General features: G+C 66.8%; 17 protein-coding genes. All 17 read left to right on the top strand.

Going from position 1 to position 23,226, the window contains the following annotated elements:
- Position 1: 1 nt before the first annotated feature.
- The 17 genes from ACI3L3_RS11165 to ACI3L3_RS11085 all read left to right on the top strand — a co-directional run bounded on the left by ACI3L3_RS11165 (position 2) and on the right by ACI3L3_RS11085 (position 23,177).
- Positions 2–409: a hypothetical protein gene (locus ACI3L3_RS11165; RefSeq protein ID WP_404845189.1), complete on the top strand. Its 408-nt coding sequence runs from the start codon at positions 2–4 to the stop codon at positions 407–409.
- A complete protein-coding gene (locus tag ACI3L3_RS11160) occupies positions 399–2,441 on the top strand; it encodes a hypothetical protein (protein ID WP_404845188.1) in 2,043 nt (680 codons plus the stop codon). Before ACI3L3_RS11165 ends, ACI3L3_RS11160 begins: the two co-directional genes overlap by 11 nt.
- Positions 2,438–2,668, top strand: a complete 231-nt coding sequence (locus tag ACI3L3_RS11155; protein ID WP_404845187.1) for a hypothetical protein — start codon at positions 2,438–2,440, stop codon at positions 2,666–2,668. The genes ACI3L3_RS11160 and ACI3L3_RS11155 overlap by 4 nt, the downstream gene beginning before the upstream one ends.
- A gap of 176 nt (positions 2,669–2,844) precedes the next feature.
- Positions 2,845–4,101, top strand: coding sequence for a hypothetical protein (locus tag ACI3L3_RS11150; RefSeq protein WP_404845186.1), 1,257 nt, complete (start codon positions 2,845–2,847; stop codon positions 4,099–4,101).
- An 18-nt stretch (positions 4,102–4,119) separates the two neighbouring features.
- Entirely contained in the window at positions 4,120–5,154 is a 1,035-nt protein-coding gene (locus tag ACI3L3_RS11145) for a N4-gp56 family major capsid protein (RefSeq protein WP_404845185.1), read from the top strand.
- A gap of 51 nt (positions 5,155–5,205) precedes the next feature.
- Entirely contained in the window at positions 5,206–5,757 is a 552-nt protein-coding gene (locus ACI3L3_RS11140) for a hypothetical protein (RefSeq protein WP_404845184.1), read from the top strand.
- A gap of 2 nt (positions 5,758–5,759) precedes the next feature.
- Positions 5,760–6,560 carry a DUF6682 family protein gene (locus ACI3L3_RS11135; protein WP_404845183.1) on the top strand — a complete coding sequence of 267 codons (801 nt, stop codon included), beginning with the start codon at positions 5,760–5,762 and terminating at the stop codon, positions 6,558–6,560.
- A 3-nt stretch (positions 6,561–6,563) separates the two neighbouring features.
- Positions 6,564–7,142 carry a hypothetical protein gene (locus ACI3L3_RS11130; RefSeq protein ID WP_404845182.1) on the top strand — a complete coding sequence of 193 codons (579 nt, stop codon included), beginning with the start codon at positions 6,564–6,566 and terminating at the stop codon, positions 7,140–7,142.
- A gap of 8 nt (positions 7,143–7,150) precedes the next feature.
- Entirely contained in the window at positions 7,151–9,163 is a 2,013-nt protein-coding gene (locus tag ACI3L3_RS11125; RefSeq protein ID WP_404845181.1) for a hypothetical protein, read from the top strand.
- A gap of 9 nt (positions 9,164–9,172) precedes the next feature.
- Entirely contained in the window at positions 9,173–9,481 is a 309-nt protein-coding gene (locus ACI3L3_RS11120) for a hypothetical protein (RefSeq protein ID WP_404845180.1), read from the top strand.
- Positions 9,481–11,139 (top strand): hypothetical protein, encoded by a 1,659-nt coding sequence (locus tag ACI3L3_RS11115; RefSeq protein ID WP_404845179.1) that lies wholly within the window; start codon positions 9,481–9,483, stop codon positions 11,137–11,139. The genes ACI3L3_RS11120 and ACI3L3_RS11115 overlap by 1 nt, the downstream gene beginning before the upstream one ends.
- Positions 11,129–13,273: a hypothetical protein gene (locus tag ACI3L3_RS11110; protein ID WP_404845178.1), complete on the top strand. Its 2,145-nt coding sequence runs from the start codon at positions 11,129–11,131 to the stop codon at positions 13,271–13,273. The genes ACI3L3_RS11115 and ACI3L3_RS11110 overlap by 11 nt, the downstream gene beginning before the upstream one ends.
- A gap of 2 nt (positions 13,274–13,275) precedes the next feature.
- Positions 13,276–13,722, top strand: a complete 447-nt coding sequence (locus ACI3L3_RS11105; protein ID WP_404845177.1) for a hypothetical protein — start codon at positions 13,276–13,278, stop codon at positions 13,720–13,722.
- A complete protein-coding gene (locus ACI3L3_RS11100; RefSeq protein ID WP_404845176.1) occupies positions 13,719–14,579 on the top strand; it encodes a hypothetical protein in 861 nt (286 codons plus the stop codon). Before ACI3L3_RS11105 ends, ACI3L3_RS11100 begins: the two co-directional genes overlap by 4 nt.
- Positions 14,580–14,591: 12 nt before the next feature.
- On the top strand, positions 14,592–15,899 hold the full coding sequence (locus ACI3L3_RS11095; RefSeq protein WP_404845175.1) for a hypothetical protein: 1,308 nt from the start codon (positions 14,592–14,594) through the stop codon (positions 15,897–15,899).
- Positions 15,896–23,011 carry an LPD38 domain-containing protein gene (locus ACI3L3_RS11090; RefSeq protein WP_404845174.1) on the top strand — a complete coding sequence of 2,372 codons (7,116 nt, stop codon included), beginning with the start codon at positions 15,896–15,898 and terminating at the stop codon, positions 23,009–23,011. The genes ACI3L3_RS11095 and ACI3L3_RS11090 overlap by 4 nt, the downstream gene beginning before the upstream one ends.
- On the top strand, positions 22,938–23,177 hold the full coding sequence (locus ACI3L3_RS11085; RefSeq protein WP_404845173.1) for an XRE family transcriptional regulator: 240 nt from the start codon (positions 22,938–22,940) through the stop codon (positions 23,175–23,177). Before ACI3L3_RS11090 ends, ACI3L3_RS11085 begins: the two co-directional genes overlap by 74 nt.
- Positions 23,178–23,226 lie beyond the last annotated feature (49 nt).

Here is a 23,226-nt window from a genome sequence, read left to right as displayed (position 1 = left end):
CATGGTGGACGGAACCTGCGCAGCGCACGACGCCACGGTCAAAGCCCTCGAACGCGGACAGGACGAGCTGAAAGACCTTGTCCGCGCGGGTTTTGCCGAGATCAAGGACGCCCTCGCCGAAGCCGACCGCAGCGCCAGCGCTAATGTCCGGCGCCTGCACGAGCGCATCGAAGAGGAGCGCAACCGCACGGACGCGCAGTTTCGCGCGGAGCGCTTGCATGTGGACGGCTGCCTGCTGCAGCTCAATCAGAACATGTCCAGAATGTCGAATCAGGTGAATTTGTGGCTTGGCGGGGCCATTGTCGCGCTGTTTCTGCTGCAGGTGGCGGTGGGCGCCTATGTACACACGCAGGTGCAGGACGCTTTTGCCCAGCCCCCAGCGGTTTCGGAGGTGCACCGTGGCCGGTAGCACGCCGCTCAGCCGCCTTGCGGGAACGCTGTGGACAGAGTTTGCCGACGTCCGCGCCCGCCGCCAGCAGCACATGGAATCCGTGTGGCTGGAGGACGCGCGCCAGTATAAGGGCCGCTATGACCCGGATATCGAGGCGCGCCTTGGCGCCAAGCGCTCCCGCGCCTTCATGCGCCTGACCAAAATCAAGTGCGACGTCATCCTCGCCCGCCTGCTGGACCTGCTGTTCCCGAGCACGGGCGAGGCAAACTGGGCCATCGCGCCAACGCCAAAGCCCCATCCCGCGTGGGTGCGGCGCTACCTCGCCGAGGTGGCTCAACAGGACATCCCCGCCGACGCGGACCTTGAGCCCATCGCGCCCAAAATCGCCGAGCAGGCCGCCGAGGCCATGACGCTTGAGATGAAGGACCAGTTGGCGGAGGGGCCAAGCCGCCGTGGCTACCGCAGCGTCAACCGTAGCGTCCTCAAAAGCGGGCTTATCTACGGCCTTGGCATCCTCAAGGGCCCGCTGGTGGAGCGCCGCAGCGAGATGCGCTGGGTGTTTCTGGATGGCGCGGGCGAGGGCGGCGCGCTGGATATCCTGCAGGCGTGGGACCTGAGCGAGGTCGAGACCGGCGAGCTGCTGCCGTATTTCACGGACGTCCTGATCTGGAACTTCTACCCGGACATGGACTGCGTGAACATCAAGGACGCGCGGTTCGTCTGGGAAACGAGCCTGCTCCTCAAGGCGGACATGGAGGCCCTTGCTCAGCGCACCTCGTTTAATGGCGCGGTCATCCGCGACTATCTGCGCCAGTTCCCCGAGGGTGACGCCACGCTGGAGCCCTTCGAGCGCGACCTGCGCGGGCTGGACCAGCACGCCGAAGTGCCGCGCGACCTGACGCACCGCTACCGCGTGCGCGAGCGCTGGGGCTTCCTCTCCGGGGCGGACCTGCTGGACGCGGGCGTTTCTGTGGAGAGGCTCCTGCCCGAGTCAGAGCGGCAGGGCGTTGTGCTGCGGCTGGCGGCGCAAAAGGCGAAGCTCACCGCGCAGGATGAGGCCGACGCGCTGCGCCAGCATGTGCGGGGGCGGGAGTACATGTCCAACGTCTGGATGCTTGGTGAATCCACCATCATCAAGGCCGTGGTCAGCCCGCTGCGCGGCGTCCGCCTGCCATACTATCTTTGGTACTACGAGAAGGACGAAAGCAGCATCTTTGGCGAGGGCGTGCCGCGCGTTATGCGCGATCCGCAGGCCGCCCTGAACGCCGCCGTGCGCAAGATGCTGGATCAGGCCGCCATCAGCGGCGTGATGTTCGGTATCAACGAGCAGGCCTGCCGCGATGACGATCCGCAGGACATCCACAACGGCCGGGTGTTCCTGTTCGAGAACGTTGAGGACGTGGAAAAGGCCATCAAAATGTGGCTTATCCCCGCCAATACCGAACATTACCTGCACATCGTCAAGCTCATGCAACTTTTTGCGGACGAGGTCACCACGCCTTCGTTCGCGCAGGGCAGTGGCCGCCGCGTCAAGGGCGCGGGCGAAACCGCCTCTGGTCTGTCCATGCTGATGGGCGCGCTCCAGATCAACCTCAAGGAACTGGTCCGCACCTACGATGATTGTATTACCTCTCCCTTCGTCAAAGCCCTCTATCACTGGAATATGCAGTTCTCCCAGAAGCCCGAAATCATGTGCGACGCCGACGTTGTCGCCAAGGGTTCGAGCGCGCTCATCGCCAAGGAAATCCACGGGGAAAAGCTCATCAAGGCCGCAGAACTCAGCGAGCGCCCGCGCTTTGCGGGCATGACCAAGGAGCGCGATCTTCTCGCGGAAATCTTCCGCAAGCTGGACGTCTCCGCCGACCTGCTGCGCACGGACGAGGAATTCGCCGAGTGGCAGGTGGAGCAGGCGCGGCACGCGGCGCGGGCGCAGGTGGAGGCCGTGCTTGAGGCAGTGGAAGAGAAATTCGGCCCGGAAAAGGTCGAGGAGGCGCTGGCCATGTTGCTTCAGACCACGGCCGCGCAGACGCGCAATGTGGAGGCCGCATGATGCCCTTCAAGGACGCGGTAGACGCCGCGCGCGAGCATGTGGATACCCCGGCGGGGCGGGCGATTTTGGAGGCCTTCCGGGCGAAGGCCACCGCCCTGTCGCGGGAGCTGGAGTCCGCGCCCCTGGCCCGCGTGCGGGAGATTCAGGGCGGCATAAAGGCCCTGCGCGAAGTGGCGGCGCGGCTAGAACAGGAGCGAAAACCCAAAAGGGACGGCGCATACAGCTAACAGGCACCCTGTGAAACGCCCGCAGAGGGCGGCGCATGCGCGGATTGATGGCTCCGTGGCCACAGGCCAAGGCCACGCCCACCAGCCGCGCATCGCACCACCACAAGCGGCCCCGTTTCACCACGCCACGAGAGGACCGGCCCCCGCGCTGAGCGGCCCGGTCTCAGGAGGACGGCATGGGCGAAAAGTCAGAACTCGACGTGTTTGCAGAGGCGTTTGGGCAGGGCGGTCGGGCTTTCGGAACTCCCGAAGCTCCCGGCGGCGGCGACATTCCCGCGCAGGAGGCGGCACCACAAGACGGGCCATCCCCCTCAGTGGATGATCCCGGCGCAGAGGCGCAGGCCAATACCCACGACGCCGCCGGCACTGACCAAAAGCAGGGCGGGCAGGACAACCCCGCAGGCGGCGGCGATTCCGCCACTTCGGACGATTCCGCCACGAAGGATTCAGATGAAGCGAGCGCCCCAACGCCGGACCAGTCCCAAGCCAAAGGCGCGGACGCCCCCGGTACAAAGGACGACGACCCCGGCGCGGATTCTGGCGCGGACTCTGGCACGGAAGCTCCAGCAGAAGCCCCCGCAGATGACGCCACGGCCCCGGAACCGGATTGGAAGCAGAAATACTCCTCCTACCGCAGCTCCATGGAGCGCCGCTTGGAACTCGCCCGCTCTGAAAGCGAGCGGCTCCGTCAGGAACTGGAGGCGCTGAAAAAGGGCGGCGGTAGCGCGAAGCAAGGCGAAACGTCTGCTGATGCGACGCCGCTCGCCCTCACCGAGGACGAGAAAAAGGACGTGGGGGACTTCTGCACTTGGGCGCGGCGCACCGGACGCGAGGGCTGGGCGGACCTCATCATGGAAAACTCCCCGGACGGCGCGTTCCTGCGCGATTTGGCGCGGGACTATGACCCGCCGGTGGTGGGCTCCAGCGCGGCAAGCATCCTGCTGCAGCGCACGGTGCAGACCAGCGAGGCTACGGCCCAGAAGCGCCGGGAAGAGGAGCGCCATCTGCACCACGCCCAGCGCATTGTGGACCGGGCCGGACTGACCTTTGCTGAGGTGAAGACCGACCCTGTGCGCGGGGTGACCCTGATGCCCATTGCCGGGCACGAGGACGAGTTCGACGGGTTCTTTGGCGGTGTGCAGACGTGGCTGGATGGCCTGCCCTACCGGGAGGCCGGAGCGCGGATGACCGCTCTTGAACGCGGCAGCGCCGAAGAGGTGTGCGCCGTCCTGAACGAATACAGGCAGGCGGTGGCTAGGGCGGAATCCCCGCGCACGCCGCCGCATCACAGACACAAGGATCCAGCGGCCGATGAGGCGGCGGAGGTGGCCACGCCCGCGCCACGGCGCAGTGGCGGAGGCGGCCCGTCCCCCGGCTCACGGCCGCAGGCCCGAAAGGACTCCGTGGCAACGTTCAAGGAGGCCTTTGGGTAAGGCTCACGCGGAGGAACTATGGCGACCGGACTCACTGCACTTGGCGACATTGGCTACAACACCGGCATTCATGTGTCGGCGAATATGATCAAAAACGGCCTTCCCTATGTGTGCTTCGAGCCCTTCGGGCAGGCCGAGAAAATGCCCAAAAACAAGGGCGCAACCATCCGCTGGATTGGCTGGGACCCGCTGGACCCAACCCCCACACCGCTGGCGGAGGGCGTGACCCCTCTGGCGCAGAAAATGAGCAAGCGCAGCGTCAGCGCGGACCTTGTCCAGCTTGGCTCGGTGGTGGAAATCACCGACGTCATCGAGGACACCCACGAGGATCCCGTGCTGAAAATCGCCTGCCGCGAGCTTGGCGTGCAGTACGTGGAAATGGTGGAGCGCTTCCGTTTTGGCGAGCTGAAGGCCGGCACCAACGTCCACCGCGCCGGTGATGTGGCCTCGCGCGATCTCATCACGGAGAAGGTGAGCGTGGACCTGATGCGCCGCGTGCGCCGGACCATGCGGCGCAACCGCGCCAAGCCCGTGACCGAAATCGTGGACTCCACCCCGAACTTCAACACCGTGAACATCCATCGCTGCTACCCGGTGCTGGCGCATCCCGATCTGGAAACGGATATCGAGGCGCTGCCGGGCTTCAAGCACGTGGAGGACTACGGGCAGGCCTCGCCGTGGCCCAATGAGATTGGCGCGTGGAGCATCTTCCGTTTCCTGCTCACGGACATTTTGGAACCGTGGGCGGATGCGGGCGGCGCTGTGGATGGCTCGCAAATGTCCACCACGGGCACCAATTGCGACGTCTACCCCATGTTCATTTGCGCGGAGAACGCCTACGGCATCGTGTCCCTTGCCGGGCATCTGGCCAAGAACTCCAACGGCAAGATGGAGCCGGTGCTGCCGGCCATTCCCTTCGTGCACAACCCGTCCAAGTCCACCAAAAGCGACATGCTGGGCCAAAAGGGCGGAGCTGGCTTCAAGACCTGGGCGGCCGCCAAGATTCTGCAGGACCTGTGGTTCGTGCGGGCGGAAGTGGCTGTCTCCAAGTAAGCACGCGGGCGGCCCGGACGTCCGGGCCGCCAAGACTCAAGCGAGGTACCTATGGGCAAGAAGCGATCTGGCGGTGAGGCCCCGCAGGATGCGGCAGTGGAAGAGCAGGCCGTGGCGGCGTTGGCAGAGAAAGAGAACGCTTCCGCAGAGGACGTGCAGCCGGACGACGCCGCGCTGGAAAGCGCCGAAGCGCTTTTGGCCGAGTCCGAGGCGCAGGCCCAGAAAATCATCGCCGCAGCGCAGGCACAGGCACACGCGATCATCGAGGACGCCAAAGGGAGCGCGGCGGAGATCGAGGCCGAAGCCGAGGAGCGCGCCCTTGCGCCCCTTTCCGCGCCCCGGCCCTCAGCGCCGGCCGCCCCGGAGCGGACCATCCCCATCATCATTGCCGAGGACGCGGGCGAGGACGGCAAGCGCGATGTGACCGTCACCGTCAACGGTAAAAACTGGGTTATCCGGCGCAAGCATCAGGTCAGCGTGCCGGAGTCCGTCTTCAATGTGCTGCGCGACGCGGTGCGCACCGTGTGGTGGACCGACGAGCACAACGTCACCCATTCGGCTGAAGAGCCGCGCTTCATCGTGAACCGCATGGACGGGGCCTGATCATGCTGGTGGCGGAGCGCATCCACCTTGCGCAGCAGCAGTACAACGACCTTGGCGGGACGGGCGTGCCTGTTCCGTTGTGGGGCCAGTACCTGAATGCGGCGCAGCGGCAGGTGGCCCTGCAGCGCCCGGATGCCAGCTCCGCCATTACCGTAGTGCGGCTGGCGCCGGGCGTTTTGCAGGAAATCCCAGACGACGGCGTGCGCCTGCTCGACGTGCTGCGCAATATGGGCGCGGACGGCGCCACGCCGGGGACCAGCATCCAGCTGGTGGACAAGGCCGCGCTGGACGCCGCCAACCTCGCATGGCCCGCCGGACCGGGCGCCACCGCCATCGACAACTGGGCCTTTAGCGACCTGTACCCGCGCAGCTTTTGGGTGTCCCCGCCCGTGTCCGCCGTGACGGATGTGCACGTGGAAATCGGCTACGCGGTGTCGCCCGCTGACGTGCCCCGGATTCTGGGCTGGGCCGAGGGCGTGACCTACGCCGCCGGCGAGCTGGCCTTTTACCGTGAGGGGGCAGGCGCTGCGGGCGTCATTTTTCGCAGTCTGGCGGCGGACAATGTGGGCAACGCGCCCGCGCAGTCTCCGGCGTGGTGGGCTGAGGAGCCGCTGGCCCTGAGCCTGCCGGATATCTACGCCGGGCCGGTGGTGGAATGGATGCTGCGCATGGCCTTTCTGCGCGAGGACGAAGGCGCGTCCACGGTGCGCGCGGCGGCGTTTGAGAAGAGTTTCTACCAGAGCCTTGGCATCAAGACGCAGACGGACATCATCATCTCCCCCAATAATCCTGGCAAGGAGTAAGGCATGGCGCGCGTATCGTGGGATGAGTTCTTTAACCGCCTGTATCCGGTGTGCCCCAAGCTCCCGGCCCAGCAGGCCCGAAACGCCCTGCGCGATGCGGCCGCGACCTTCTGCGAGGAAACATGGATATGGCAGGCCGATGCCGACCGCGTGCGCGTGCTTCCGGGGCTGATGGAATATGACATTGACGCGCCCGAGGGCGGCAGCCTTGTGGCGGGCATTGTGAGTGTGAGCGTGGGGGAGACGCGCCTTGAGGCGGGGCAGGGCTTTACCTTTGCGCCGCCGGTGCTGTCGCTGTTGTGGCCGCCGGAGCGCCGCGCGTGGCTGACCTGCCGGGTGGCGCTCAAGCCGTCGGAGACGTCCAGCGGCATCCCCCGCGCCGTGCATGAGGCGTGGGCCGGGGGCATTGCCGCTGGCGCGCTGGCCTCGCTGCTGGTGATGCCGGGGCAGGCGTGGACCAATCCGGGCCTTGCGCAGTTTTACGGCGCGCAGTTTCGCGAGAGCATGGGCCGCGCTAAGCGCCGCCTGCGCAAGTCCTTTACCCGCAAGCCGCTGACGGTGCACCCCCAGCGTTTTGAATAGGAGGAGCCATGCCCGTACCCACCGTTGCCGTGACCGTAACCATCAGCGACGCCGTGGGCGCGCCCGTTGTGGGGGCGCTGGTGACGGCGCGCCTCACCGCTGCCGAGGTGTATCAGGGTGTGGTGGTCCCGGCGGATGTGGAGGTTTTCACGGACGCCGCAGGCGCCGCCGTACTGCGCGTGTTCCCCAACGAGCTGGGGCGGCGGGGCACGGAGTGGGCGTTTGTGGTGCACCAAGCCGGCGACATGGTGCGCCCGGTGAAGGTGACCTGCGGCGTCCCGAACCGCGATTGCCGCCTTGAGGATATCGCGGATCTTGGCCCCTATGAGGCCGTTGGCGCGGGGCAGGTGGTGACGGACGCCGTCCTTGCCGCGCGCGATGAAACCAGCGCCGCCCGCGACGCCGCGTGCAGCGCGCAAACCGCCGCCGAAACCGCGCGGACCGGGGCGGAATCCGCCAGAGACGCGGCGCAGGTCGCTGAGGACGGAGCCGCCCTGTCCGCCGGGGAAGCCCTTGGGGCGCGGGAGACTGCTGTGGCCGCGCGCGATTCCGCCGTCACGGCGCGAAGCGAGGCGCAGGCGGCGCGGGACGCCTCTGTTGACGCCCAGAACCTTGCCGAAGCCGCCAGAGATGGGGCGCAAAGCGCGCAGGGTGCGGCGCAAACGGCGCGGGATGTGGCTGTTTTGGCGAAGGATGAGGCGATGACGTCCCGCAACGCCGCAGAAGGATTTGCTGATGCCGCGTCCTCGTCAGCAACCGCCGCTCAGGATTCAGCCCAGAGCGCAGGCCTGTCCGAAAGCAACGCGGCCGTCTCCGCCGGCGACGCCGCCCAAAGCGCCACGGATGCCGCCACCGCCCGCACCGGGGCCGAAGCCGCGCGCGATGAGGCGCAGGCCGCGGCGTTAGCCACCAAGGCGCGCCCACGGAACCTGCTCCCCAACGCCGGTTTTGGCGTGTGGAGCAATGCCACGGCCAAGACTTTTGGCGGGGCGCTCAGCATGGCGGACGGCATATCGGGCGGCGTGTGTACCACATCAAACACCCGCGACATCACCGTGGGCGACCTTGTCCATTTCGTCACCGGGACCTATGCGGGCCGCGCCTTTGAGGTGGTGGCCGTGACGCCGAATGTGAGCTTTACGCTGGATAGGCCCATCACCTGCGACTTTTGCACCGCCTACGAAATGGTCCCCCACTGCGCCGAGGCGAACTCCAAGGCGCTGGACGGCTGGGGCAAGAGCAATTCCCTTGCGGTGGAGCGCACGCGCAAGGACCTCACCGGCAACGCCATGTACGGCGTCATCATGCATCCCTCGCAGGCCGGGGACGTCCTCAATGCCGATGTTCCGCCCCAGCACTGCCGGGGCCGCACCGTCACCCTTGGCGCGTGGGTGAAGACCAGCGTCGCCGGGCACGCCTGCCTGCGGATTTTGGACTCAAGCGGCAGCACCATGAGCGCCCAGCATTCCGGCTCGGGGAATTGGGAATGGCTGGAAGTGACGCGCGCCATTACCCAAGGCGTCACGCGGGTGTGCGTGGGCTTTGTGTTGGCGCAGGCGTCCGGGGACGTGAGCGCGTGCTGTCCCATGTTTGGCCTTGCCGATTCCCTTGGCGCTGGCGCGTATGAGCCTGTGCCCGGCGAGGTGCTGTGGCTGGAAACGCCTGTGCCTTTTGCGTCCCTCTACGGCGGCACCTTCAGCTCCGAGGGCTGGAACCAGACCAGCGTGCAGGCCGAGGCGGGCGGCAGGCTCCCGGCCCATGCCAAGGCCGTGCTTATGTACGTGAACTGCCGGGACTCGGGCAGCGCCGGTGCGGGCAACTTTTCCTTTCTGCTGCGCGGGGCCAACACCAGCGCGGACTTCGCCTGCATGGTGGCCGGACGCACCAACGACGCGCCCCAGCTCCTGTCCGGCTGGGCGTCCTGCGACCTCTCCGGGGGAATCCAGTACGACATCAACGCGTCCGGCTCCAATACCTTCGACGTCAGCGCCCTGAACTTTCTGGGCGTGCAGTTGCGATAGGAGGCCGAAATGATTGAAGTGCTCAGTATCCGAGAGCGCCCGGACGGAGGCCGGCTCCATGTGGAGTTTGAACTAGACGGGCGCGCATGGCGGTGCGGCGACGTCCCGGCGGAACTCGCGGGCGACACGGCGGGCATTATGGCGCATCTGGAGGCGCGGAGCGCGGCCTTCACCGTGGACCGGCACCGGAGCGAGTATCCGCGCGCCGTGGTCATCCCCGCCGCCGGGGAGAGCGAGGTGGAGGCGTGGGCGCGCGTTATTGCGGACGGTCACGACGACGAGGGCGTGCCCCTCACCCAGTGCGTGGGAGTGCTGTAATGCTGTTTCAAACGCGCCTCTTCCGGGGCGAAATCCCCAGCGCCGCGCCGGAGTTGCTGCCGCCGGAGCACGCCGCACTGGCTCAAAACTGCGACCTTGCGCGCGGCACCCTCGCGCCGCTGGCGGGCCTTGGGGCGGCAACGCCCTTGCCCCATGCCGGGGACGTGCGGCGCATCTTCCTGCTGGAGGGCGACTGGCTGGCGTGGACCGCGCCTGTCTCGGTGGTGCGCGCCTTTGCCGAGGACACCGCCGGGCGCATCTTTATCTTTGGTGACGGACCCGCCCAGCTCACCGACCATGCTCTGGCGACGTCTGGAGCTGGGGCTACGTATCCCAATAACACCCTACGCCTTGGCATCCCCGCCCCGCAGACCGCGCCGGTTCTGGAGCTGGAGGGCGAGGCCGGGGAGGAGGTGGCGCGTTCGTCGTCCTATGTCTACACCCTGTGCGCGCCGTGGAGAGAGGGCGGAGCGGCCCTTCGCGAGTCCGCGCCCTCGCCGCCAACGCCGGTGGTGGACGTCGCTGACGGGCAGAGCGTGCGCGTCAGTGGCTTTGCGCTGCCGGTCCTTGTGGGCCTGACGGTGTCGCACATTCGCGTGTACCGCACCGTGGCCGGGACGAGCGGGGCGGCGTATCTGTTTGTGGCCGAAATCCCCGCCACGCAGGGCGCGTATGTGGACGCGCTGGCCGAGGCCGACTTGCCCGGAGACGCGCTGGAAACCGAAGGGTGGGACGCGCCGCCGGATGCGCTGGCAGGGTGCATCGCCACGGATAACGGTGTGCTGGTGGGGCACGCCGGGAATACGCTGTATGTTTCGCCAGCGCGCGTGCCGTATGCCTTTCCGCGCGGCGAAAACGACGGAAGCGTGGACTACCGGCGGTTTTGCGAGTCCGAGGTGATGGGCCTTGGGCATATGGGCGGCATTGTGGTGGCGGCTACGCGCACGCGCCCCTATCTGCTGGAGGGCGCGGACCCGGCCAGCATGACCCTGCGCCCGCTGCCGTTTATGCAGGGCTGCGTGAGCGGGGCGAGCCTTGTGAATATTCCGGACGGCGTGGCCTACGCCAGTGCGGAAGGCCTGTTCGTGCTGCGCGGCGGTAGCGGCGAGTGCGTGACGCGGGCCCTATTCACGCGGGAGCAGTGGCAGGAGCTTGCGCCGCAGGACTGGTGCGCGGTGCTCTATGGCGGCGCGTACCTCGCCTTTGTGCGCGGCACGGGTGCCGGCTACCGCATCGCCTTTGACGGTAGCGAATGCCAACGCTTTGCCCTGCCGGGCGCGGTGTGGGGCGCGCATGTGGATCCGCAGACCGACACGCTCCATCTGCTCACCGAGGCCGCCGGCGCCTCCGCTGTGCAGGCCTTCAAGCAGGGCGCGCCGCTGACGTATGCGTGGCAGAGCCGGGACATTGTGACGGGCATTGCCGTCACTCCGCGCGCGGCGCAGGTACGCGGAGACTTTGCCGCAGGGGAAAGCGTGACCTTCACCCTCATCCAAGACGGGGCGGAGGTCTTCGCGCATGAGGTCACGGATGACGCGGTGTTTCGCCTGCCGGGCGGCGCGCGGGCGCGGCGCTACGCCATTCGCCTTGAAGGGACGGCCCTGGTGCGCGAGGTGCGCCTTGGCCTGAGCGTGTCGGAGGTGTGCCGTGGCGGGTAAGCCGAGGACGCTCCTTCCCCAGCTTCCGGCAGTGCCGGCGGGGCTTCCCCCGGAGCAGGCCGCGTTTTTCACCCGCGTTCGCGAGGTGCTGGAGGTGCTCCTTGGGCGGCGCTCTGGCGCTGCCTTGGACCGCGCGCTCCTGGTGCGTGACCTCGACACCATCGGCGTGCCGCCGGCGCGTTTTGCCCGGTCCACCCGCGCCATGTTCAACTTCTCCACCCTGCAAACCGACGAGCGCGCGCCTAATCCGCCAACGAACCTTGTTGTGCAGCGGCAGATGGCGTCGGCGCACCTGTCGTGGACGCTGCCGGACGACGAGCGCCTGTGGCATGTGGAGGTCTGGCGCTCGCTGACGCCGGACCGCCGGGACGCCCAGCGTGTGGGCGTGGTCACCAAGCCGGTGGCGACGTTTCGCGATACCGCCGTCTCCACCATGGCCGACGCCTACTACTGGGTACGCTCCAAGTCCTACATGGAGCGCTATTCCGTGTGGACGCCACCGGACGTGCAGGGCGGGGCCGTGGCGCCGGCGGTGTTCCCGGCCACCATCAACGAGGCCCTGACCAAGCTCTTTGACGACACCCGCTACGACGCGGTGCACACCATCATCGCGGACAGCTTCAAGGTGGCGCTGCCGCAGGAGGGCCTTGCGCCAAAGCCGGTGTTCGCCGTGGGCACCATTGCCGGGCAGCCCGCTGTGGGCCTGGCGGCGGACATGGTTTGCGACGGCACCATCATTGCCCAAATGGTGGAGGCCGGCACTCTCACGGGCCGCGAAATCAGCGCGCGGGCGGCGCTGCGGCTTGCCGAAGGCGGCGTGCTCTACGCCGGAGCCGGAAACGTGCTGCTGGATACCGGCAACGTTGGCGCCAACCACGCGCGCCTGCTCATAGGCCCGGATGGCGCGGTGAATGAAGACGGCAGCGTGAATCAGGGCTTCGACTTTGCCCAGCTGGAGGACGGGGACCTGCGCTTCTACCGCTGGCTGGACGGCGCCCACCGCCTCGCCAAGAACGTGAAGAACTGGAATCACCTTGTGGCCGTGCCCAACAACCAATGGGCGGACCTTGGCTACTTCCGCACGCAGCCAAGCGTGCTGGTCTCCCCCGCCAATTTGCAGTGCTACAGCGGCGAGCACAGCGGGCAGAATCAGTTCTTCCACCTTGGGGCGCAGGTGCGCAAAAAGTCCGGCCTCACCGACTTCTGGGAGGTGCTGCCCGTAGCGCAGCTGACGCTGGACCCGGCGGGCGGCAGTCAGGTGGTGGGGCTGGCCGGCTCCTCAGCCTTGGACAACACGACCTTCGCCACGGGCACCGTGCACACTCCCGCCAACTGCGATGGCGTCACCGTCCACGTGCGCCTCAAGTCCGTGACGCCAACAGGCACCAGCAACACGTTCTACGCCAAGCGTATAAAGTGGCGCGTGGTGGTGGACGGCGCGGCCCAGCCGTGGCGCAGCGTCACCATCGGTCCCACGCTGGACTTTGTCGATGACGCCTTTTCCCTCTCGCTCAGCGCCGGCACGCATGCGCTGGCGGTGCAGGCCATGGGCGCGCTGGCGGGCGGCACCTTCACCGTGTCCGCGCCGGAAAAGGAGTGGACCACGCGCACGGCGCAGGTCAGTCCCGGTACGGCGCTCAGCCTGAACGGCTCATCCTCAAGCGGGCCCACATCCACCAGCGCGGGCGTGGCCATGCCTGCGGTGAGTACGTCCGGCTGGAACGTCCAGTCCGTGGACTACACGTGGAATTTTTCCGGGCAGGTGGACGTGACGCAGGCCCTGGTGGACGGCGAAGCGGCCAGCGTCATCGCGGAGGTGCGCCTTTCCGGCGTGGGCCAGTGGTACACCACCTTTGGTGGCGGCTCCACGTCCGTCAGCCGCAGTGAAAGCGACGGCGCAGGCTCGGTGCTGTCGTCCTCGTCCTTTGAGCTGGATTTCACCTCGCTCACCAACTGCGCCGCGTCGGCGTCGCTGACGCTGACCAGCGTCTCCGTTTCCGCCACGCTGTGGCGCTACGCGACCAATCCGTCCCAAGTCACCAACGAAATCCAGTTCGACGCGTTTGACTTTCACCTTGCCAGCGCCACGGTCCTCGCTAGCGGGGACGTGAACATCATCGCCATAGGGGAGTAGCCATGCCAACGCAGGAATATGCCCGCTGGGCGGACGTTTTGCAGAATGAGCCGGAGGCCGTGCGCCTTGTGGAGGACATGGGGCTGCTCAGCCAAATCTGGGACGACCTTGTGGACGGCGACCGCGCTGTGCCGCCGCAGGCCGTGAGCAAAGCCTTTTGGCTGGCGTTGGTGGGCATCCCGGAGAACCACTTTTTCCGGCGCCACCGGGCCATGCTCCAGCCGCTCATGCGCTGCTACATCACGTGCTGGCTGGACGCCAACGAGCTGGAGCGCGGCACGGACCACGACCGCACCGTGGCCTTTGTCCTGCGCGACGTACTGGGCGACGTCATCATCCAGTGCGCCGGGCTTATCGGCGGGTATGACTACATGCGCAGCGTTGGTCCGCAGGTGCGGCGCATGGTGCACGATGAAACCCTTGGCGCATATTTGGAGGGCCTGACATGAGCGTTGGCAATAGCGGATACGAGAGCACAACCACCATCAACGCGGTGGATCCCGAGGCCGCGCGCAAGCTCGCCACCCTGAGCGAGGAACAGCTTGCGCTCTACAAGGAGCACTTTTTGCCCTACGAGCGCGAGCTCGCCAACGCGAATCTGGCCGTGCTGCCTGAGCGGCAGGGCCTGACCACGGAGGAGCTGGCCACCCAGCGCGAGCTACTCCCTCTGCGCCGCCGCGTGGCGCAGGCGGGCCTTGAGGAAACGCTTTTTGATCTAGAGCTGGGGCGCCCGGTGAAGGAGGCGCTGGTTTCGGAGCAGCTGGCGGAGATGGAGCGGGCGCGCCCCGTGGCGGACGCCTTCTACGCACAGGCCGCCAAAGGGCCGGACACCCTTGGCGCTATGGGCCGGGCCAGCGCAGACGTTGCCGCAGCATACAAGGGCACGGAAGGCGCGGCGCGCCGGGCCGCTGGGCGCAGCGGGGCCAGCTCCGGCTCCATGCTGTCCACCATTGCGCGGGACCGGGCGCGCACCACAGCCGGAGCGCGCACCGCCGCGCGCGTTGGCGAGGACGACAAAGCGTGGTCCAAGCTGGCCACCGCCATGAGCATGCGTGGTCGCGCGTCCGGGCTGCCGGGCGTCGCGAGCACCAGCACCGGCGCTGGCGGGGCCATGCCGTATCAGGCCGGCGGCTTGCCGGGCCTGCCCGTGGGCAACCCCGCAGACCGTGCCCTTGCCGCGCTGAACGCCGGCACCCGCACGCAGTCGCAGTCGTCCTCGCAAAGCGGTGGGGCCGGGATTGGCGGATTCCTTGGCAATGTGGGCGGGCAGGCCGCTGGCATCGGGTTGATGAGTCTTTTGCTGTAAGGGGGGTGAGCCATGGGATTTTGGGACAGCGCAAGCGAGGGGCTGGAACGGGGCGTGAATCTTGGCGCGCGCTTGCCGCAGCTTCGCGCGGACAACGCGGCGCGGGAGTTTCAGATGGAGGAACTCCTCTCCCAGCGCGAACTGCGCGAGGAAGCACAGCGGCAGGGCGAATTTGCCAAGGCGCTTATCCTTTCCGGCGGCGACCCAGCCGTGGTGGCGAAGCTGGGGACTGACCTTTTCCCCAATGACCTCGGCTACGACTACACCGAGGACCCGCAGACCGGCGCCATTACCTTCAAAGGCTACCGCATGGTGGATCAGGGGCGCACCAAGGAATACGACCCGGCGTCGGAGTTTCGCTTTTCCGGCCGGGAGGACCTGATGCAGCGCGTGGTACCGGCGGCCACAGACCCCAAAACGTGGCTGACCACGGTGCTTGCCGGGAAGATGAAAAAGAGCGCCCCGCAAGTGGTTAACGTCCCCGGACGGGGGCAGGGCGTTGTGGTGCCAGACGAGGGCGCGCCCGGCGGCCTGCGCGTGCAGATTCTGGCCGGGAGCGAGCCGCGCGAGGAGATTGGCCGCGACGCGCGGGGGCTGCCGGTCTACAGCGACAGTTTGGACGGCTACTCCGGCCCGGTCTATGACTCGGCGCTGACTCGCCAGCAGGCCAAAGCGCCCAAAGTGCTCCGCGCCAGCGACGGGAGCCTTGGCACGGTTGAGGGCGGCGTGTTCTCCCTCATCAAGGGTCAGCCCGAGCCCAAGCAGGACGATGCGCCAAAGATTTTGAAGGCCGGTGACGGCACCCTTGGCGTGGCCGAGGGCGGACGCTTTCAGCCGCTCTCCGGCCAGCCGCAGGCCGCGCCCAAGGTGAGCGATTTGCGCGGGGCTATGGCCATGCACCTTGAGGGCTACGGCGAGCGCGGGCAACCGCTGATGGTGCCGGACGGGCAGGGCGGCTACACCTTCAACACGCAGGGCGTGGAGGATGCGCTGGCGGATATGGCGGCGAGGGCCAAGGGCGGCAGCGCCGGAGCTATGCGCGATCTTATCGCCGTGAACCAGCTGCAGGCCAAGGCGCGGCAGGCCACGGGCGTGCAGGTGGGCGACGACATGCGCCGCCGCGTGCTGGAGGGCGTGCACGCCGAAGTAGAGCGCGTGCGACAGGCCACCGGCCCCAACTGGGGCGCGGCCCGGCGTGAGATGGAAATTGACCTGCTGGCCGAGGGCGTCCTGTCCTACGACGAAATCAAGGGCATCCTGTACCCCGGTGAAGGCGGTCTGCCGGGCGGGCTTGTGGCCGCGCAGGAGGGTGGGCGATGAGGGGAAAAGCGTATCGAGACCAGCCGCAAAAGCCCGCTGACGCCAGCTTCTCCCCGGCCATTGACGCCATCACGCCGCAGTTTCAGCGCTACATCGATAAGTACGCGCCCAAAGAGCCGCCACCGCCGGAGCCAGGCGACACCTTCCTTGGCACGCTGGGGGAGCTGCTTGGCGTAGGCAGGGGGCCCAGCATTACGGACGAGGCCGTGCGCGGCATGACGCCGGAGGATCCGCGCATTGTGGCCCAGCGCAATGCCCCGGACTTTTCCGGGCGCGCCGTGGGCATTCCCGGCAATCCGCCAACGCCGCCGGTGGACGACCTGCCCGGCTCCGTTATGTCCGGCATGACCGGCGCAAAGCCCACAGGGCCGGGCCTGACGGACGAGGAAGCCCGGCGCGTGGATGAGATGCTGGTGCCCATCCCGGACGCCATCCTCACCCGCCCACAGCCCGGCGAGCGGCGGAAAAGGGAGCCCGAGACGGACTTTCTGGGCGGCCTGTCGGTGTTTGGCCGCTCCTTTGCGCGCGTGCCGGAGGAGACGGCAGCCGCCATGGCCAGCGCGTGGCGCGGCGGGGATATTGACCACGAGGAGGGCGCGGTGGACGCCTTTATCCGCCGCGTGCGCCAGCGGGGCGAGGACTACGCCCAGCGCTACGGCTCCGGCGCGGAGTTCCTGCCCGGCATCACCGTGCGCGATGTGGCGCAGTTCCCGCGAAACCTCGGATTTTCCCTGACCAGCATGGGCGCGGGCCTTGGCGCTGGTGTGCCGGTTGCCCTGGCCCCGGTCCCCGGAGCGCGCCCCGGCGCGTGGTTGGCCGGGACGTCCGCGTCCGGCGCCGCAGCCTTTCGCATGGCTAAGGATGATATCGTCTCCCGTTACCGCGACGCCCTGCAGGAGCAGAAGGCCCAAGAGGCCAAGGCGGCCGGGAAAAAAGCGCAGCCGCTGACCCAAGAGGAATGGAACGCCGCCCGCGAGGAGTTTGACGCCAAAGCCGTGGAATACGGCCTGTGGGAGGCGCTCCCCGAGGCCATCGGCAGCGCTGTTGGGTTGAAGCTGCTCATCACGCCGCTGAAGCGAATGATTGGCAAAAGCCTTGCCGCGCGGGTGCTGGGCAAGGTGGGCGGTGTGTACGGCGAGGAGCTCGTCTCCGAAACCATCACCCAGAAGGGGCAAAACCCCATTGAGCAGGCCGTGGACCCGCGCGTGCCGGATATCTCGTGGCTGGAGGCGCTGCGCGAGGTGGCGCCCCAGACCGTTTTGCTGACCACGGTCCTTGGCGGTGGCACCTGGGCGGGCAAGGCCGTCTTTGATGCGGCAGAGCGCAAACTCACCGGACGCAAGGCCTCGCGCCTTGTGGAGGACGCCGCGCGCGAAGGGCGCCTTGGCGAGCTGCCGGATGAGGTCTTCGAGGCCATCCGCAACAACGTCCGCGAACTGGCGCGGCAGGATCCCAAGGACGCCCGGCTAGCTGGCGCCGCGCGGGTTTTGGAACGCGAGGCCGCGCTGCGCACCCAACGCGTTCGCCTACGCCCGGAGCTTGACGACGCCGAGTATCCTCAGGGTTCTGGAGTGGATACGTCAGAAAAGGCTGGACAAAACACTGCGCACGCAATTATAGAAGAAGCCTCGGACGCGGCACCAGACGGCGCGCTCTCTCCTCCCCAGCTGGAGCCGCCGTCGTCCCACCATCTCAGCCCGTCCAATGAGGCACCTTCCTCATCCACGTCGGCCCCCGTCCCTCCACATGCGGGGGCTGACTTGGTGCCTTCTGCGACTCCCTACGAATCTATGAAATACAGCGTGCTCCAAAAGCTGGTGCGCGAACGCGCCCTCACGCCCGCCACGCGCAAGAAGGCGGACTTGGTGCGCGCTTTGGTGGCCGATGACGCCCAGAACGCGGCGCCGAATACGGCGGGTGAAGCGGAGCAGGGCGGCGAGGGGCTGGCGCCGGAGCCTGTGACGGCGGAAGAGTCGTTGCAGCCTGACGCCGCGCCACCTGCGGAGCCGCTGTCTACTGAGCCTGAACCTTCCCCAGCTGTTTCCGGCAAGGCCGAAGGCGAAAGCTCCGCCGCCGATCTTGTTGGCCGCCGCGTGAGCATGGCCGAAGGACACACCGGCACCGTTATCAGCGTGTCCGGCGATATTGCGCGCATCAAGTGGGACAAGGGCGTCGCCACCTATACCAACCCCGAAAGTTGGGGCGTGGAAGACGTGCGCGCCGCGCTGGAGAACGAGCCGTCAACGCCCCAACAGCCGGACGTGGCGCCGGAACAGGACCCACGCACCCTGCGCAGCCGCGAGCTGCAGGACATGAGCAAGGACGCGCGGGCCGAGGTGTTCCGCGCCCATGGCCTGAATCCCGGCGAGTACGGCTTTTACGACGGCATCACGGCAATCCTCGACAAGGAGTTTGGCCATGACGAACGCATCCAAGGATCTCAGCACGCTGGACTGGACCACAATGACCGGGAAGGCGCTGGGGAAACTGCTGTTTCAGGAGAAGTCGCGGCAGGTCGACGCGGAGCAGGCGTCACCATCCGCCACCCGGGCGGACAAGAGCGCGCCGTCTACGCCCTCGTCGAGCTCGAAGACGTAACCGCCTCGCATCTGCCGCAGAGCGGATTCCAGCGCAACCCCGCCTATCCCTACGAAAACGAGCGCCCCTATCACCGTGACACAGGCGAGCAGGAGAAGGTTCTGGAGCGCGCCCAGGCGGACGTCTTTGACCCGGCCTTTGTGGTAAGCGAGGCCGTGGACGCCGTGCATGGCCCGCCGGTGGTGGACGCGCGCGGCGTTGTGCTGGGCGGCAATTCACGGGCCATGATTCTGGAGCGCGTCTACGGCGACCATCCCGAAGCCGCCACCGCCTACCGCGACGCCCTTACCGCGCGGGCCGATTTGGTGGGCCTGTCGGCTGAGGACGTCGCGGCCATGAAGCAGCCGGTGCTGGTGCGGATGCTCACGGACGACGTGGGCCCGCGCAAGGCGCCGCGCCTTATCAGCACCTTCAACCGGGACTTCAAGCAGGCCGTGGACTCGCGCGCCGAGGGCGTCTCCGCCGCACGGTTTATCTCCCCGCGCACGTGGCAGCACATCGGCAGCGCCATGCACGATGTCGATACCCTGCGCCAGTATTTCGATTCCCCGCATTCGCGGATTCTGGTGGACCAGCTCATTGAGGACGGCGCGCTGGAAAAGACGCAGGCCGGCCGCCTGCGCGCTCCGGACGGGCGGCTGAACGAAGAGGGCAAGGCCCACGTGGAGCGCGTTTTGCGCGGCGTGGTCGTGGACGATTACGAGCTGGTCCAGCGCTTGCCCGCCAGCATCGTGAAATATGTGGACCGCATTATTCCTTCCGCCGCGCGCATCATGGCCCTTGGCAGCGACTGGAACATCATCCCCCAGTTCCGGCAGGCCTTGGAGCTGTTCGTGGATTTCCGCGCCAGCACACACGATTCCCTGTCCGCCTTCCTGAACACCGGTAGCCTCATGGGCGAGGACAACCCCGCCAAGCAGGATCGTGTGGTGCAGGCGCTGCTTTACGCCCTGCGCTACATGAAGCCCCGCGAGTTTGAGGCCGCGTGGAAGAGCTACGCGCATCATGCGGGCATGGCCCTTGGTGAGGTGCAGGCCTTGCCGGGGCTGGCGACGTCGCAGAGCAAGGCCTTTCGCGCATTCGCAACGCCCAAGACCCCGAAAGATGTGCTGCCGCCTGCCAAGCCATCTGCCAAACCGCCAGCTGGACCGGAGAAGGGGAAGGGCGCACCACCAGAGCAGCGCGCCGCCCTTGGCCGGACCACGGCCCCGCGCAGACCCATCCCGTCGGGCATCGCGACCACGCCCGCGCTGGAGGATCCCGTGCGGCGCTCATCCATCATCGCCGCCATGGCTAAGGGGCTTGGCATCCCCATTCGCGTTGGCGGGGTGCGCTGGCCGCGTGCGGGCGTCTACAAGATTCGCCCGCAGGTCGTGCGGCTCCTGCAGGCCAACGACGTGGAAGTGGCCGCCCACGAAATCGCGCACCACATTCAGGAATGGCAGCTCATGGAACTGCCCGCCGTGATGCCGACAGAAGTGCAGCTGCTTGCCTACGATGGCGCAACAGACCTCGACTGTGAGGGCTTTGCGGAGTTTGTGCGGCTGTGGATCACCAATGAGGCCGTGGCGCGTGAGGAAGCGCCGGGGTTCTGCGCGCTTTTCGAGACCAACCTCGCCAAGCAGCCGGATCTGCAAAACCTGCTCGCCCACGTGCGCCAACAGTGGGAGGCGTGGATGGCGCAGCCGGATGTGGCCAAGGTGCTGTCCGTCATTGACCATCGCGGCGACCGAAAACGCCGGTGGTTCCCGACATTCAATGACCTCTACACGCAGGTTGTGGACGAGCTGCACCCGTTCAAGGTGCTCTCGGATATGGCCGCCAAACGGCGCGGCGCCAAGCTCGATCCGCGTAAGGATCCGTACCTGCTGGCGTGGGCGCTGCGGGGCTGGGTGGGCAAGGCTGAGCACTTCCTCAAGTGGGGCACGTTCCGCATGGACGCGGACGGCTACACGGTCACAGGCCCGTCCCTGCGCGAAATCCTGCTCCCTGTCGAGCAAAAGGGCCTGCGGCGGCTTTTGGACGCTTACCTTGTCGCGCGCCGGGCCCGGGCGGATGCCCGCGTGCATTCGGGCTTTAAGAACATCATCCCGCAACCGGTCTGGGGCAACGCGGAGGCGGAAATCCGCGAGGCGCACCCGGAGGTCGTCCAAGCGGCGGAGGAGCTGGAAGCGTACTGCAATTCGCTTCTGGACCTGCTTGTGGACAGCGGGCGTATGTCTGCGGAGTCGGCGGCGTTCATCCGCAAGAAGAATCTGTTCTACACGCCCCTGCACCGCGTCATGGAGCGCGAAACGCCAGCATCGGCCGGGACGTCGCGCCGCCGCTTTGGTGGGCTGTTCTCGCCGGTGAAGCGGCTGAAGGGTAGCTCGCGCGATATCATCCCGCCCACGGAATCCATCCTCAAAAACACCTTCGCGTTCATGAACGTGGCCGAGCGCAACCGCGTGGGCCGGGCGCTTTTGGAGCTGACGCTGATTGAGGGCCTTGGGGTGAAGATTGAGGCAAAGCCCCTGCACACCAAGGTCAACCGCGTGGAAACGCGCGAGGCGCTGCGCCAGCTGTTGGATATGCTCAGCATGATGCGCGGCAAGCTGGGCGACTATTTTGACGTGGTGGGCGAGCTGGTGGAGGACGTGGACGCCATAGATGAGGTCATCAAAATCGTCACCGCGCAGGACTTTCTCGAAGAATTCGGCATCGAGGGCGTCCAGAAAGTGCTCAAGGAGCGCGGCCTCACCTTTGATGATTTGGAGCCGCTGCAGAAGTTCTTCCAGACCTTCCGGCCGGACTTCCACCGCACCGGGCCGGGCGAGGTGATTTTCTACAGCAAGGGCAGGCCGTACCTCGTGGAGCTGGACGACGAGATGTACAAGGCCGTGCAGGGCCTCAATCCCGAGGCGCCGAGCCTGCTGCTTCGGATTCTGGCGCTGCCGGCGTCCATCCTGCGGGCCGGGGCCACACTGGCGCCGGAGTTTGCGCTGCGCAATCCGGGGCGCGATACCTTTGAGGCCTTCCTCAATTCCGAGGAACTCCACGTCCCGTACTATTCCATGATGAAGGGCCTGTTCCATGTGATGGGGCGTGACGATGCCTACAAGCGTTTTTACGCCAGTGGCGGGGCACACGGGGCGCTGGTATCGCTGGACAGGGACTATCTCTCCAAGAACCTCGACCACCTGCTGGCGGATAGGACAAAGCAGGTCAAGCATCTCATCACGCATCCCATCGAGCTGCTCAGGGCGTTCTCCGAAGCCACGGAAGAGGCCACGCGCGTGGCGGATTTTGACGCGCGCACCAAGCGGGACGCCAGCGGGCGAGGGCATCTTGAGGCCGGAATCGCCGCGCGGGATCTTACGATCGACTTCTCACGCGGCGGCGCCAAAACGCTGGCCATGAACATGCTGGTGGCGTTCTGGCGGGCCACGGTGGGCGGCACGGACCGCATGGTGCGGGCAATGCGGAAGAACCCGAAACGCTACGCGTCGCGGGCGTTCATGGGTATTACGCTGCCGAGTATTCTGCTCTGGCTCACGCAAAAGGACGATCCCATTTATCAGGAGCTGAAGGCGTGGCGGCGGATCCTGTTCTGGAACGTTGTGGTTCGGCCAACCGGCGCGAAACCCTACGTCGTAAGCCTGCCCAAGCCCCACGCGCCGGGGATTTTGTTCGGAAGCTTTCCGGAAATGGTTCTGGACTGGATGGACAAGGAAGATCCGGAAGGCCTGACAGAGGCGGGCAGGGCGCTGCTGGAAAGTCTGTGGCCGGGAATCATGCCAACGGGCCTCACGCCCTTTGTGGAATGGTGGGCCGGGCGAAACTGGTTCTTCGACCGTCCGACCGTGCCGCGCGGGAAGGAAGCGCTGGAGCCGGTGCTGCAATACAGCACGCACACGCCCGAGACGCTCAAGCTGCTGGCGAGGGCCATGCACCGCATCCCGTGGCTGCAGGAAGCCGCGAACCCCGCCAAGATGGACAACCTGGTGCGCTCGCTCACGGGCGGGCTGGGGCGGCTTTCGCTCGAAGGGCTGGACGCGCTGCTGGAGACGGCGGGAGTGGTTGAAGCCCCGCCAGCGCCCAAACACGGCTGGCAGGATCTCCCCGGCATCAGGGGAATGGCACGGCGTTTCCCCACGACCAGCACGCGCTCCATCGAAGTCTTCTACAAGCGCTACAATCAACGAAAGCGCACGATCAACAGCATCAAACAGCGCGCAGGACTGCGGGGTACGGGCGCACGCGTGGAGCTTCCGCCGGACCTGCAGGCCATGGACAGAGCGGCCAGAGCCCTCGCGCTGCTCAGACGTATGGCCAGAGACATCTACGCCGACGAAAACGCCACCGCAGAAGGCAAACGCGAGGCGCTAGACGCCATCTTTATCCAAATGATCAACGTGGCCCGCCAAGGCATCGGCAAGCCCCCAATCCAGGAGAGCAGCCATGGGACGCAGAATCAAACGCCCAACCCTCCCCCTCAACCTCGGCCCTGGAGTCCCCAAAGCAAAACGCCTTGAACTCTGGATGCGCGACCAAGGCCTCACCTTCAAAGATATCGCCACCCAACTTGGCGTCCACCACACCTGGCCCGGAAAAGTCCTCGTGGCCAAAACAGAAAAGCTGACGCCGGAACGACGGCGTCAGCTTATTGATGTTGTCGGGGTGCCGGAGGAGTTGGTGTGAGGGGGGGGGTGTTCTTGTAGGATTTTCTTTAGAAGTTGGATTATGAGAG

The organism is Desulfobaculum sp. SPO524, from assembly GCF_044987625.1.
GTDB lineage: Bacteria > Desulfobacterota > Desulfovibrionia > Desulfovibrionales > Desulfovibrionaceae > Desulfobaculum.
Note: the sequence above shows the minus strand (reverse complement) of the source record. Positions and strands in the feature narration are given on the sequence as shown.